Source organism: Kitasatospora sp. NPDC101108 (assembly GCF_055584725.1).
Genome location: NZ_JBVJLM010000031.1, coordinates 30578 through 44235, shown reverse-complemented (window position 1 = coordinate 44235; position 13658 = coordinate 30578). Strand labels below are relative to the sequence as shown.

General features: G+C 75.4%; 10 protein-coding genes. 1 reads left to right on the top strand and 9 read right to left on the bottom strand.

What is annotated here, in order from left to right:
- Nucleotides 1–17 precede the first annotated feature (17 nt).
- The 9 genes from ACZ6Z8_RS36030 to rimP form a co-directional block, all read right to left on the bottom strand.
- Entirely contained in the window at nt 18–3620 is a 3603-nt protein-coding gene (locus ACZ6Z8_RS36030) for a serine protease (protein ID WP_465614219.1), read from the bottom strand.
- 212 nt (nt 3621–3832) lie between these two features.
- A complete protein-coding gene (gene truB, locus ACZ6Z8_RS36025) occupies nt 3833–4762 on the bottom strand; it encodes a tRNA pseudouridine(55) synthase TruB (protein WP_465614218.1) in 930 nt (309 codons plus the stop codon).
- Between the two features lie 46 nt (nt 4763–4808).
- Nucleotides 4809–5912 carry a DHH family phosphoesterase gene (locus tag ACZ6Z8_RS36020; protein ID WP_465614217.1) on the bottom strand — a complete coding sequence of 368 codons (1104 nt, stop codon included), beginning with the start codon at nt 5910–5912 and terminating at the stop codon, nt 4809–4811.
- Nucleotides 5913–5914: 2 nt separating this feature from the next.
- Nucleotides 5915–6358, bottom strand: a complete 444-nt coding sequence (rbfA, locus tag ACZ6Z8_RS36015) for a 30S ribosome-binding factor RbfA (RefSeq protein WP_465614216.1) — start codon at nt 6356–6358, stop codon at nt 5915–5917.
- A gap of 152 nt (nt 6359–6510) precedes the next feature.
- Entirely contained in the window at nt 6511–6807 is a 297-nt protein-coding gene (locus tag ACZ6Z8_RS36010; protein ID WP_030289887.1) for a DUF503 domain-containing protein, read from the bottom strand.
- Nucleotides 6808–6974: 167 nt separating this feature from the next.
- Entirely contained in the window at nt 6975–10106 is a 3132-nt protein-coding gene (gene infB / locus ACZ6Z8_RS36005; protein WP_465614215.1) for a translation initiation factor IF-2, read from the bottom strand.
- A gap of 214 nt (nt 10107–10320) precedes the next feature.
- Nucleotides 10321–10632, bottom strand: coding sequence for a YlxR family protein (locus ACZ6Z8_RS36000; protein ID WP_465614214.1), 312 nt, complete (start codon nt 10630–10632; stop codon nt 10321–10323).
- 77 nt (nt 10633–10709) lie between these two features.
- A complete protein-coding gene (gene nusA, locus ACZ6Z8_RS35995) occupies nt 10710–11729 on the bottom strand; it encodes a transcription termination factor NusA (RefSeq protein ID WP_465614213.1) in 1020 nt (339 codons plus the stop codon).
- Between the two features lie 53 nt (nt 11730–11782).
- Nucleotides 11783–12322 carry a ribosome maturation factor RimP gene (rimP, locus tag ACZ6Z8_RS35990; RefSeq protein ID WP_465614212.1) on the bottom strand — a complete coding sequence of 180 codons (540 nt, stop codon included), beginning with the start codon at nt 12320–12322 and terminating at the stop codon, nt 11783–11785.
- 291 nt (nt 12323–12613) lie between these two features.
- Between rimP and ACZ6Z8_RS35985 the strand changes: the two genes are divergently transcribed.
- Nucleotides 12614–13552, top strand: coding sequence for a ferritin-like domain-containing protein (locus tag ACZ6Z8_RS35985; protein WP_465614239.1), 939 nt, complete (start codon nt 12614–12616; stop codon nt 13550–13552).
- Nucleotides 13553–13658 lie beyond the last annotated feature (106 nt).

Genomic DNA, 13658 nt, shown 5'->3' with positions numbered 1-13658 from the left:
GCTCAAAACCCGAACCCCTATAGCGTGCCATGCGCCTGCCCCGGCTCAGGCACCGGAATGGGGGTTGAGCGCACCGGTGTGCGCGGGGTCCGCGCCGGGGCGCTCCGCTCGGCCTCGGCGGCGGCGTACTGCGGGTCCCGTCCGGCGGTCACCAGGGCCCGCATCCGGGCCAGCCGGGGGCCCTCGGGCGCGGTCGGCGCGGCGTCGCCCGGCCACTGGGCGAGCAACTGGGCGAAGGCCGCGGAGCGTCCGGCGCAGCGCACCAGCAGGTCGTCGGCGTCGGCCAGCCCGGGGGTCGCCCGGGCCAGCACGGCGCGGGCCCGGGCGGGGTTCTCGGCCGCGCAGTGCTCGGCGAGGCCTTCCACGGCGGCGGTGAGCACCGCCCGGTCGGTCTCGGTGGCGAGCAGGGCGTCCAGCAGCTCGCAGCGCAGCGCGTCCGCCGCCGGGTCGGCCACCGGGGCGGACAGCACCTCGGCGAACGGCCGACGGGCCGCCGCCGTCCGGGCGGCCAGCGCGGCGCCCAGCAGCACCCGCAGCTCCAGCCGGGCGCTCGGCCCGTCGATCGCGGCCTGCCGCAGGCGCCGGCCGAGGTAGTCGACGGCGACCGGCCCGGCCAGCTCCGGCTGCTCGCGCAGCAGCCGGGCGGCCAGTTCGGCGCCCCGCCGGGTGGCGACCGGGGCGCGGGCGTCGGCGAGCACCCGCAGGGTCTCGGCGGGGGCCGCGCCGGGGGACGCCAGCCGGTCGGCGAGCGCGGCCAGGACGGGCTCCGGGTCGCTCTCCAGGGCGGGGGCGAGCGCGTACGGGGTGAGGAAGGCGTCGCCGCCCGACCGGTGCAGGGCGAGGGCGGCGTCCAGGTGCCCGGCCCGGGTCGCCGGGTCGGCGACCAGCAGGGCCAGGGCGGCGCCGTGCAGACCCGGTTCGTCCTCGCGGGCGAGCAGGGTCAGCGCGCTGAAGCGCAGCAGTTCGGCCCCGGCCCCGCCGGCGTACGGGGCGGTCCGCAACCCGTGCACGGCGGCCGCGACGTGCCGTTCGGGCCGCCGGTCGTGGCTCCAGCGGTCCACGGCGCGGCAGAGCGCGGACGGCTCCTCGGCGGCGAGCACGGTGAGCAGGGCGTCCGCCCTCGGGTGCGCGGCCTCGGCCAGTGCGTCGGCCAACTCGTCCAGGGCCAGCCACCGGTGGGCGTACAGCAGGTCCTGGGCGAGGTCGGCGACCGTGACGCCCGGGCGGCCGGGCAGTCCGCCCGGGTCGTCGAACCAGGCGCAGAGCAGCGGGAACACCGCGACCGGGTCGGCGCGCAGCCGCTGCGCGACCGCGCCCAGGAAGCGCTGCTCGGGGCCGTCGGCGGCCACCAGACGGCGCAGCAGGGCGAGTTCGGCCTCGACGGGCAGGCCGAGGCCGGTCCAGAACTCCGGACCGAAGCGGCCCGGCCCGTCGGGAGTCGGCCCGTCGAGCGCCGGACCGCCGGCCGCCCGTTCGGCGATCCGGCGGGCCAACTGGTCGAGCAGCGCCCGGTGTTCGACCGGATCGGGGCTGGCCGCGAGTCCGGCGGTGAGCAACCGGGCCGCCCACCAGGCGGGTTCGCTGCCCGGCGGGCGCAGGTCGAGCGCGCGCCAGATCCGGTGCAGCCACGGGTCGAGGGCGGGCGCGCCCCAGGTCTCGGCGACCCGGCGCAGCGCGGCGGCGACCGGGCCGATCCGGTGCCGGGGGACGGCCGGTCCGGAGCCCTCGGGCCCGGGCGGGGTGTCCTCGGCCTCGCCGAGCAGCATCCGCAGCGCCGCGTCCAGGTCCAGGTGCCGGCCCTGCAGCCAGTCGGCGAACTCCCCGTGGGCGAAGCGGAATCCGGGCCCGGCGGGGACGAACAGCCCTTCGGCGAGCACGGCCGTGGCCCAGCCGCCGTCGACCGGGAACAGCTCCTCGAAGGCCGCCCGGCCCAGCGCGCCCGGCTCCTCGCCGAGCATCCGCCGGGCCGCCTCGTGCACCCGCCCGGCCACCGCCGCCGCGAGCCGGCGCACCCGCAGCTGGCGCGCTCCGGCGGGCCGGGCGGTGCCCCGGCGGTGCGCGCCGGGGCGGCGCGGCCGGCCGTCCTCGGCGAGGCGCTGGGCCACCCGCAGGCAGCGCAGGTCCAGGTGGGCGCCGAACAGGTCGCCGCGCCGCGCCGGACCGTCGTGCAGACCCTGGGCCCACAGTTCCCCGGCCAGCCGTACGGCCAGCGGGTGCCGGGCGTCCTCGGCGGCGGCCGGGCGGCCCGGCGGCAGCCCGTAGCGGCGGCGCACCCTTTCGGCCGCCTCGGCGGGCAGCGGGCCCAGCCGCTGCCCGGCCAGGGTCGGTGCGCCGGGGCCCGCGCCGTCCATCCGGACGGTGGGGGCGCTGGCCAGTACGCCGTCCCGTCCCGGTTCCGCCGGGCGGGGGGTTCCAGGAGTGCCGCTGCCCCACGGCTCGGCCGCCAGCCGTTCCCAGGCCTCCTCGCCGCAGGCCGTCAGCAGGCGGGCCCCGCAGCCGGTCAGCCACTGCCCGGCGCCGCGCAGCCAGCGCGGGGCCAGGTCGGCCGGGGCCTCCTCGGGGCCGTCCAAAAGCACCAGCAGCGGCCTTCCGGCCGCCGCGCACAGGACCGCCACCTGTTCCGGCCCGGGCGCCGGGACGTCCAGTTCCGCCGCGGCGGCGGCCAGTGCCCGTTCGACCGGTTCGGCGAGCGAGCGGTCCTCGGCGCGCAGGTCCGCGCCGCGCAGCCACAGGGTGGGCAGCGGCCGGGCGCCACCGGAGCGGCGGACGGCGAGCGCGGCCAGTTCGGTGGAGCGCCCGCTGCCGGGGGCGCCGACCAGGACGGTGACGGTCGCCTCCGGCTCGTCGGTGGCGAGCCCGTCCGGCCGGTCCACCCGGTCGGCTGCCAGCCCGGCCACCCGGTCCGGCCCGGCCCCGGCGGCGGCGAGCTGGGAGGCGGCCAGCCGCAGCACCCCGGCCAGGTTCAGCGCGGGCCCGTACCCGGGCACCGCCGCCGCGTTGCGCGCCAGCAGCCCCGCCAGCGCCTCCGCGACCACCGCCCCGCCCCCGACCGTGGCCGCCGGCAACGCCCCGCCCCCGACAGTGGCCGCCGACAGCGCCCCGCCCCGCAGGGCCGGCGCGGCCAGCGCCACCACGGCCCCGCTGCGGACGTCCAGCACCGGCGAACCGGCCGGCACCACGGCCCCGCCCACCGCCGGGACGTCCAGCACCAGCACCCCGGCGAGCTGGTGCCCGCCGTACGCGGCGCCGCTGACGCCCAGCAGCCCGCAGCGCAGCACGACCGCCCGGCCGTCCTCCCCGGTGAGCGCGGGCAGCAGCACCTCGTGCCCGGCGCCCACCGCCGCGACCGGCAGCGGCGGCACCGGCAGCCCGCCGAGCCCGTCGGTGCGCAGCAGGGCGAGCCCGTGCTCGGGCAGCGGCAGCACCGCGTCCGGGCCGAGCACCCGGGTCTGCCCGCCGGGAGTGTGCAGCACCACCCGGTCCAGGCCCGCCACGGCCTCGTGCGCGGTGAGCACCCCGCCCTGCGGGTCGGCGAGGAACCCTAAGCCGTGCAGCCGCCCGTTGAGGTCGCGGATCCGCAGCAGGTACCGCCCCGGATCGGTCTCCGCAAACCCCGGCATGAACGCCCCCTCGACCTCGCCCGGGCCCGTCGCCCGCTCGCCGCCGGGAGCCTGCCCGCCGGGGCGGCGCCCCCACCGCCCCCGCGCCGCTCACCACGGTCGTTCACCTCGTGCGCTCCCCCGGGAGGGTGATGCCACCCGTTCGGGCGAAGGGCCCGCAAAGGTGAACCCCCGCCGGGTTCCCGACGGGGGTTCACACACGAACGACCGGCTCAGCCGACGAAGACCGCGACCGGCTTCGCCTGCCCGCCCGTCTCCTCGACCAGCGCGAGGAAGCGCCCGTCCGGTCCGAACACCGCGATCGGGCCGTCCACGCCGAGGCCGGGCGCCTTCAACCGGGCGCCGTGGGACAGCTTCTGCGCGGAGTCCTCGTCCAGGTCCCAGCGCGGGAAGGCGGCCGCCGCGGCCTGCGCGATCGGCAGCACCTCCAGCGGCGCGGCGGGCTCGCCGGTCACGGCGGCCTCCAGCTGTTCCAGGGTGCGCGCCGACTCCACCCCGTACGGGCCGACCTTGGTGCGCCGCAGCGCGGTCAGGTGCCCGCCGACGCCCAGCCCGGCGCCCAGGTCACGGGCCAGCGCCCGGATGTAGGTGCCGGAGGAGCACTCGACGGTGACGTCGAGGTCGATCACCGGTGTGCCGTCCTCGGCGACGGCCGCGCGCTGCTCGTGCACCGTGAAGGAGTGGATCGTGGTCGGCCGGGCCGCGAGCTCGAAGTCCTCGCCCTCGCGCACCCGGGCGTACGACCGCTTGCCGTCGATCTTGATCGCGCTGACCTTGGACGGCACCTGCATGATCTCACCGGTGAGCGCGGCGATCCCGGCGTCGATCGCCTCCCGGGTGACGCCCTGCGCCGGGGTCGAGGCGGTGACCTCGCCCTCGCGGTCGTCGGTCACGGTGGTCTGGCCGAGCCGGATGGTCGCCTCGTAGGTCTTGGCGGTCAGCATCAGGTGGCCGAGCAGCCGGGTGGCCCGCTCGACGCCGATCACCAGCACGCCGGTGGCCATCGGGTCCAGCGTGCCGGCGTGCCCGACCTTCCTGGTCCCGGCCAGCCACCGCATCTTGGCGACGACCCCGTGGGAGGTGATGCCCTCGGGCTTGTCGACGATCACCAGGCCGTCCGGGCCGGTGCCTTTGCGCTTCATCGAGTTCTTTCTCTGGGACGTGCGGGAGGTGCTCAGGACAGCATGGTCAATGGAGGGGCCGCAACGCACCCCGGAACCGCTCCACCACCGCGTCGACGTCCTCCCGGGCGCTGAACCCGGCCGCGAACACGTGCCCGCCGCCGCCCAGTTCGGCGCAGGCGGCGGCCACGTCGACCGCGCCCTTGGAACGGGAGGAGCCGCGCAGCGTGCCGTCCGGGTCCTGCTTGAGCACCAGCGCCACCTCGGCCTCGGCCGGCCGGCGCAGGATGTCGATCAGCCCCTCGATCTCCTCGACGGTGACGCTGAACAGCGCCAGGTCCTGGTACGGCACCCAGGTCCACACCAGGCCCAGCCCGCCGGCCGCGTCCGGCTCGTAGACGGCCCGGTCCAGCGCGGCCGCGAGCACCTTGAGGTAGCCGAAGGAGGAGGTGTCCCACAGCTGCCGGGAGATCAGGTCGTGCCGGATGCCGGTGGCCAGCAGCCGTCCGGCGAGTTCGTGGGTCGCGGGCGTGGTGGCCCGGTACTTGAAGGAGCCGGTGTCGGTGGCGACCCCGGTGTACAGGCAGGTGGCCAGGGCCTGGTCGAGCTCGACGCCGAGCCGGCGCAGCAGCTCGTCCACCAGCACCGCGGTGGCCGGCGCCGACGGGTCGATCAGCTGGTGGGTGCCGAAGCCCGGGTTGGAGGCGTGGTGGTCGAACACCACCAGGACGGGCGCGGCGAAGGCCTTGTCGTGCAGCAGGCCGAGCCGGCTCTGCGCGGCGACGTCGAAGCAGAGCACCAGCTCGGGCACGTCCGGCACCTCGGCGGCGGGGACGATCAGCTCCTGACCGGGCAGGAAGGCCAGCGACTCCGGCACGATCTGCGGGTCGTCGCCGAAGGACACCCGCACCTGCTTGCCCAGCGCGCGCAGCGCCAGGGCGGCCGCCAGCGAGGAGCCCAGCGCGTCGCCGTCCGGGCAGATGTGGCAGATCAGGTCGATCGAACGGGCCCGCCCGATCTCCGCCACCACCTGCTGCCAGACCAGCTCGAAGCCGCTCTCCTCGGCGCGCGGCCCCGGGAGCGCCGCGAGGGCACCCTCCACCGTGCTGGTGGAGGACGCCCCCGTGGTCGTTCCGGCTCGCGAGGCGGCCTGCGCCGGCTCACCCGCCATAACTACTCGTCCTCGTCGTCACGCTCGGACGCCGGCACCCGGTACGGGTCCGCGTCGCCGGCGTAGGCCGCCCCCGCGGCCTGGGTGCGCACGGCGGCGTCGGAGGTGCGGGCCCGGTCGAGCAGGTCGTCGATGTTCCGGGCGTTCTCCGGCAGCGCGTCCGCGACGAAGGTCAGCGACGGGGTGAAGCGCACCCCGGTCTGCTTGCCGACCTCGGAGCGGAGCACGCCCTTGGCGCTCTCCAGCGCGGCTGCGGTGGCCTCGCGCTCGGTCTCGTCGCCGAAGACGGTGTAGAAGACGGTGGCCTCGCGCAGGTCGCCGGTCACCCTGGTGTCGGTGATGGTCACGAACCCCAGTCGCGGGTCCTTGATCCGCCGTTCCAGGGTCTGGGCGACGACCACCTGGATGCGGTCGGCGAGCTTGCGCGCCCTTGCGGTGTCGGTCACGTTGCCTCCTCGTGCAGTGGGCCCGGTACCCGGGCGAGCTGCGCACCCGTGGGGCCCACGCCCCAAAGTACCGGCCCGCGCCCGGCCTTGCGGGCGCTCTCGGTCCTGATCTGTGTGAGAACGGCGACTTCCGCCGGCCGGCTCCACAGCCCTCATTCGTCGTCGTCGTTGTGGTAGCGCCTCCTCGCGGAGAGGAGCTGCACCTCGGGGCGGCCGGCGACCAACCGCTCACAGCTGTCCAGGACCTCGGTGACGTACCCGGCTTCGCCGGAGACGACCGCCAGGCCGATCTCGGCCCGGCGGTGGAGGTCCTGGTTCCCGGTCTCGGCAGCGCACACGCTGTACTTGCGCTGCAGTTCGGCCACGATGGGCCGCACGATCGAACGCTTCTCCTTGAGCGAGTGGACGTCGCCCAGCAGCAGGTCGAAGGTGAGTGTTCCCACGAACATGTGTGACAGGTCTCGCCGACCTGGAAGGCCTCGGGGAAGGCGCGGCCCGGACCGGGCCCGCGCCGGGGTGTTCGGAAGGTGACTTCCGAACACCCCGGACCCTACACAGCGAGACCGGGGCCGGTCGACGGAAATACCATCCGTCGACCGGCCCCGGCTGACACCGACTAGGCGCGCGGCTTCTCGCGCATCTCGTAGGTCTCGATGATGTCCTCGACCTTGATGTCGTTGAACGACCCCAGGGTGACACCGGCCTCGAAGCCCTCGCGGACCTCGGTCGCGTCGTCCTTGAAGCGGCGCAGACCCTCGATCGAGAGGTTCTCCGCCACGACCTTGCCGTCGCGCAGCAGGCGGGCCTTGGCGTTGCGGCGGATGACGCCGTCGCGGACCAGGACACCGGCGATGTTGCCGAACTTGGAGGAGCGGAAGACCTCGCGGATCTCCGCGGCGCCGAGGCGCACCTCCTCGTACTCCGGCTTGAGCATGCCCTTGAGGGCGTTCTCGATCTCCTCGATCGCCTGGTAGATGACCGAGTAGTACCGGACGTCCACGCCTTCCTTCTCGGCCGCCGCACGCGCACGGCCTTCGGCGCGCACGTTGAAGCCGATGATGATGGCGTCCGAGCCCATCGCCAGGTCCACGTCGGACTCGGTGATGGCACCCACACCGCGGTGCAGGACCCGGAGCTCGACCTCCTCGCCCACGTCCAGCTTGACGAGGGCGTCCTCAAGGGCCTCGACCGAACCGGAGACGTCACCCTTGATGATGAGGTTGAGCTGCTCGATGGAGCCGGCGGCGATGGCCTTGTCCAGGTCCTCCAGGGACACCCGGACCCGACGCTGCGCGAAGGCGGCGTTGCGGTCGCGGGCCGAGCGCTTCTCGGCGATCTGGCGGGCGGTGCGGTCCTCGTCGACGACGATGAAGCTGTCGCCGGCGCGGGGCACCGAGGTCAGACCGAGCAGCAGGACCGGACGGGACGGGCCGGCCTCGCTGAGGTTGTTGCCGTTCTCGTCCAGCATCGCGCGGACGCGGCCGTAGGCGTCGCCCACGACGATCGAGTCACCGACGCGGAGGGTACCGCGCTGGACCAGGACGGTCGCCATGGCGCCGCGGCCCTTGTCCAGGTGGGCTTCGATCGCAATACCCTGCGCGTCCTGGTCGGGGTTGGCCCGCAGGTCGAGCGAGGCGTCCGCGGTCAGGACCACGGCCTCCAGCAGCTGGTCGATGTGCAGACCCTGGCGCGCGGAGATGTCGACGAACATGGTGTCGCCGCCGTACTCCTCGGCCACCAGGCCGAACTCGGTCAGCTGGCCGCGGACCTTGGTCGGGTCGGCGCCCTCGACGTCGATCTTGTTGACGGCGACCACGATCGGCACACCGGCGGCCTTGGCGTGGTTCAGCGCCTCGACCGTCTGCGGCATGACACCGTCGTTGGCCGCGACCACCAGGATCGCGATGTCGGTGGACTTGGCACCACGGGCACGCATGGCGGAGAACGCCTCGTGACCCGGGGTGTCGAGGAAGGTGATCGGGCGCTGCTCGCCGTTCACCTCGGTGACGACCTGGTAGGCACCGATGTGCTGGGTGATGCCACCGGCCTCGCCGGCCACCACGTTGGACTTGCGGATCGCGTCCAGCAGTCGGGTCTTACCGTGGTCGACGTGACCCATGACGGTGACGACCGGCGGACGCGGGGCCAGCTGGTCCTCGTCGCCCTCGTTGGCACCGAAGTCGATGTCGAACGACTCCAGCAGCTCGCGGTCCTCGTCGTCCCGGCTGACGATCTCCAGCTGGAAGCCCATCTCGTCGGCCAGCAGCTGCAGCGTGGCGTCCGAGACCGACTGGGTCGCGGTGACCATCTCACCGAGGTTGAACATCACGGAGACGAGCGCGGCCGGGTTGGCGTTGATCTTCTCCGCGAAGTCCATCAGCGAGGCGCCGCTCGACAGGCGAACGGTCTGGCCGTTGCCGCGAGGCAGCATCACACCGCCGACGGACGGGGCCTGCATGGCCTCGTACTCCTGGCGCTTCGCCCGCTTCGACTTGCGACCGCGCGCCGGGCGACCGCCCGGGCCACGACCGAAGGCGCCCTGCGTGCCACCACGGGCACCCGGGCCGCCGGGACGACCGCCGAAGCCACCGGGACGCGGGCCGAAGCCGCCACCGCCACCGGGGGCACCGCCACCGGGCCGCGGGCCGCCGAAGCCACCGCCACCGGCCGGGCGCGAGCCCGGACCGGCCGGACGGCCCTGGAAGCCGGGACGGGCACCGCCGGCACCCGGACCACCCGGACGACCGCCGGGGCCACCCGGACCACGGCCACCCGGACCCGGACGCGGGCCGGCCGGACGCTGCGGCATCATGCCCGGGTTCGGACGCGGCATGCCGGACGGGGTCGGCCCGCCGGGACGCGGCGCGGCCGGACGCGGCATGCCGTCGGGACGGGGGGCACCACCGGGACGCGGGGCACCGGCACCCGGCGCACCGGCCGGACGCGGACGGTCGCCACCGGGACGCGCCGCACCGGCACCCGGCGCACCGGCCGGACGCGGACGGTCGCCGCCCGGACGCGCCGCACCGGCACCCGGCGCACCGGCCGGACGCGGACGGTCGCCACCGGGACGCGGACGGTCGCCCTGCGCACCCGGAGCACCCGGACGGGCACCCGGCGCGCCGGGACGGCGGTCGCCGGGGCGCGCCATACCGGTCGCGCTGCCCGAGGTGAACGGGTTGTTGCCCGGACGCGGGCCGGCCGGACGCGGGCCCGGACGGGCGCCGCCACCGGCCTGGCCGGCCGGGCGCGGGGCCTGGGCGGCCGGACGCGGGGCGTCACCGGCCGGAGCCGGCGAGGAGAACTCGGCCGCGGGAGCGGCCGGAGCCGCCGGGGCGGCGGGACGCGCGGCCGGGCGCGGGCCCGGGGTCGGCGCACCCGGACGGGCCGCGGCGGGAGCGGCCGGAGCCGCGGGGGCGGCCGGAGCGGCGGGAGCCGCGGCGGCCGGGGTCGGACGGGGACCAGGGGTCGCGCCAGGGCGCGGACCCGGGGTCGGGGCACCCGGCTTGGGTGCACCCGCGGCACCTGCCGCGGGCTGGGGCGCCGCGGTCTTCCGCGGGCCCGGCTTGGCAGCGCCACCACCGGTGGGGGCCACACCAAGCGCGTCAGTCAGCTTGCGCACGACCGGCGCCTCGATCGTCGAGGACGCCGAACGGACGAACTCACCGAGCTCGGTGAGCTTGGCCATGACGGCCTTGCTCTCCAAGCCAAGCTCCTTGGCGAGTTCATAAACCCGGACCTTAGCCACTTCACTCCTGTCTATGAGTCCGGGGGTCTCGTCCGCCGGACTGTCGCTACTTCATGGGCGTACCCATCGCGTACTCATCGCGTACTCATCGAGTGCTCATCGCAATCTCGACCTACTTCCACATCGCGAGGTACCTGACTGGTGGCACGGCGCGCGGCTGCCCGAGCGCTGTGCTTGTTGCGGTGGTTCTCTCCGCCGCGGTGAGCGGCGGCCGTCACGGGAGGCGGTCCGCCCCAGGGGCTCCGCCGACCCGCCCCTCGATGAACTCGCGGAGCCGCTCCGTGTCGAGCGCCCCCTGGAGCCGGAAGGCCCGGGGGAACGCCCGACGGCGGACCGCGAGGTCGAGGCAGGCCAGGTCGAGGTGCAGGTGAGCACCCCGGCCCGGCAGTGCACCACGGGGATCGGGGACGCAGACGCCCTCGACCGCCGTGACACGCAACAGCTGGTGCTTGGCCGCTCGCTTGCGGCAGCCCACGCAGGTGCGTTCCGGGCGTGCTCGGACATGCGTCCGGCCAGACGAAGGCAAGTCTACCCCTCCGAAGCGACATGGCGCCGCCCCGCTGATCCCGGAGGACCGGCGGGGACCGCCAGGAACAACACTGACTACCGCGCCGAGGCCCCGCCGTCCTCGTGCTGGGGCTCCGCCTGCCCCTCGGTGTCCGGCCGGATGTCGATCCGCCACCCGGTGAGACGTGCGGCCAGACGGGCGTTCTGCCCCTCCTTGCCGATCGCCAGGGACAGCTGGTAGTCCGGCACGATCACCCGCGCGGAGCGCTGGGCGGCGTCCACGATCTCCACACTGGTCACCCGGGCGGGGGACAGCGCGGCGGCGACCATCTCGCGCGGGTCCTCGGACCAGTCGACGATGTCGATCTTCTCGCCGTGCAGCTCGCCCATCACGGCGCGCACCCGCGAGCCCATCGGACCGATGCAGGCGCCCTTGGCGTTCAGCCCGGCCCGGCGCGACCAGACCGCGATCTTGGTGCGGTGGCCGGCCTCGCGGGCGATCGCCGCGATCTCCACGCTGCCGTCCGCGATCTCCGGGACCTCCAGCGCGAACAGCTTCTTCACCAGGCTCGGGTGGGTGCGCGACAACGTCACCGACGGCCCGCGGACACCGCGGCGCACCGCCACGACGTAGCACTTCAGCCGGGTGCCGTGCCGGTAGTCCTCGCCCGGGACCTGCTCCTGCGGCGGCAGGATGGCCTCCAGCTTGCCGATGTCGACCAGCACGTTCTTCGGGTCGTTGCCCTGCTGGACGACACCGGTGACGATGTCGCCCTCCTTGCCCGCGTACTCGCCGAAGGTCTGGTCGTCGGCGGCGTCGCGCAGGCGCTGCATCATCACCTGGATGCCGATGCTGGACGCGATCCGGCCGAAGCCGCTCGGGGTGTCGTCGAACTCCTTCGGCTCGACGCCCTCGTCCAGCTCCGCCGGGTCCTCGGTGGCCCACACGGTCACGTGGCCGCTCTTGCGGTCCAGGTGCACCCGGGCGCGGCGGCGCGAGCCCTCGGTGCGGTGGTACGCGGTGAGGAGGGCGGACTCGATGGACTCGACCAGCAGGTCGAAGGGGATGTTCTTCTCGTTGACCAGCGTGCGCAGGGCACTCATGTCGATGTCCACGGCTACGCCTCCTCGTCTTTCGTCACGTTCATGATGGTCGTACGGCGGCCGGCTCACTCGGCGCCGTCGTCCCCCTCGTCGAAGTCGGCGGCCTCGTCCAGGAGCTGCTCGTCGTCCTTGCGGTTGAACTCCACCTGGACCCGCGCCCGGGCCACCTCGGCGTACGCCAGACGGCGCTCCTTCGGACGGCCGCGCCCCTTCACCGGCTGCACCTCGATCAGCGCACCGTCCTCGTCCGCCTCCAGCACCCGGGCGACGATCTCCCCGCCGTCGACCAGGTGGATCTTGGCCAGCCGGCCCTCCGCGCGCTGCCAGTGCCGGGGCAGCACCAGCGGACGCTCCGCACCCGGCGAGCCGACCTCCAGCAGGTACGGCTCCTCGCCCATCACGTCCGAGGCGTCCAGGGCCTCGCCGACCACCCGGCTGAACTCGGCGATGGTGTCCATGTCCACGCCGCCGTCGGTGTCGACGTCGATCTGCACCTGCCGGCGGTTGCCCGCCTTGGTGACCTTGACGTCCTCCAGGTCCAGTCCGGCCTGCGCGGCCAGCGGCTCCAGCAACGCGCGCAGCCGGTCGGTGTGGGTGGTGCTCATCCGGGTGGACTCCTCGGCCGCGTCTGCTGTTGTCAGAGGTCGCCCCGCGCCCTCCGCGCCCCTCGGGCGCACTCCGGGTCACGGCAGCTCGGCCCAAAGCCTAGCCGGTGAAGCCGCGAACCACCGATTCCGGACCTCCCCCGACCAGCCGGACGCCACCCACTGCGAGCAAGCTCACACCGGCCCACCCACCGCACCGGACCCCCGCAATCGTGGGGATTCTGCGAAGATCGGGCCACCGAGGGCGGACAAGGGGAGGCCGTCCTCCCTACCCGCTCCGGAGTGACCCCGATGCAGCCGCCCAGCCGACGGACCTTCCTGGCCCTCGGGCTGATCACCCTCACCACCGCCTGCACCGCCACCGATGGAACGGACGCCGCCACCAAGGCCCCCAGCCCCGACCCGGACGCCCCCATCCGGCTCCGCGCCGTCGCCGCCACCGACACCCTGCTGGCCGCCTACGACACCCTCCTCGCCACCCCCGGCGCCCAGACCGCCCTCCTCCAACCCCTCCGCGCCGAAACCGCCCAGCACCGCGCCGCCCTCGCCCAGGGCCTACCACCCGCCACCGGCACCCCCACCCCGAGCACCAGCCCCACCCCCACGCCCGCTCCCACCTCCGCCACCCTGGCCGCCCTGGAACGCCAGACCGCCGAATCCCACCTGGCCGACCTCGACACCGCCCGGCCACCCCTCGCCCGCCTGCTCGCCTCGGTCGCCGCCGCCAACGCCCTCCACGCCACCACCCTCGGCGCCCCACCCGACCAGCCCGCCCCCACCCCCACCCCCGGTCCCCCGGCACCCGCCCTCCAGAAGGCCCTGAGCGCCGAACACGCCGCCGTCTACGGCTACGGCGTCGTCGGCGCCCACCTCCCCGACGACCAACAACGTGCTGACGCCCGCACCTACTACGCCGCCCACCAGGCCCAACGCGACACCTGGCAGCGCCTCCTCACCACCCCCGGCACCACCCCCACCCCCGCCGCCGGCGGCTACCGCCTCCCCTTCCCCGTCACCGACGCCCCCACCGCCACCAAACTCGCCGCCCACCTGGAAACCCGCCTCACCACCGTCTACGCCGACCTCGTGGCCGACCTCCCCACCCCCCACCGCCGAACCGCCGCCACCGCCCTCCGCGACTGCACCCTCCGAGCCCACCACTGGGCCGCCCCCACCACCCCCTTCCCCGGCATCCCCGGCACCCTCCCCACCCCCACCGGCCCCAACTGACCCCCACCCAGGCACCCCCTCCGCCCCCGCGCCACCACACCCCTGCGCGCGGGCACACCCTTCCCCCCACCGTGGGCGCGCGGGCAACCCCCCGCGCGCCCACACC

Bases quoted from the DNA above. Each gene is read 5' to 3' on its own strand.
- truB (WP_465614218.1), bottom strand. From the start codon at position 4,762: ATGAAGCGCAAAGGCACCGGCCCGGACGGCCTGGTGATCGTCGACAAG.
- ACZ6Z8_RS35985 (WP_465614239.1), top strand. From the start codon at position 12,614: ATGCAGCCGCCCAGCCGACGGACCTTCCTGGCCCTCGGGCTGATCACC.
- ACZ6Z8_RS36030 (WP_465614219.1), bottom strand. From the start codon at position 3,620: ATGCCGGGGTTTGCGGAGACCGATCCGGGGCGGTACCTGCTGCGGATC.
- ACZ6Z8_RS36020 (WP_465614217.1), bottom strand. From the start codon at position 5,912: ATGGCGGGTGAGCCGGCGCAGGCCGCCTCGCGAGCCGGAACGACCACG.
- ACZ6Z8_RS36010 (WP_030289887.1), bottom strand. From the start codon at position 6,807: ATGTTCGTGGGAACACTCACCTTCGACCTGCTGCTGGGCGACGTCCAC.
- rimP (WP_465614212.1), bottom strand. From the start codon at position 12,322: ATGAGCACCACCCACACCGACCGGCTGCGCGCGTTGCTGGAGCCGCTG.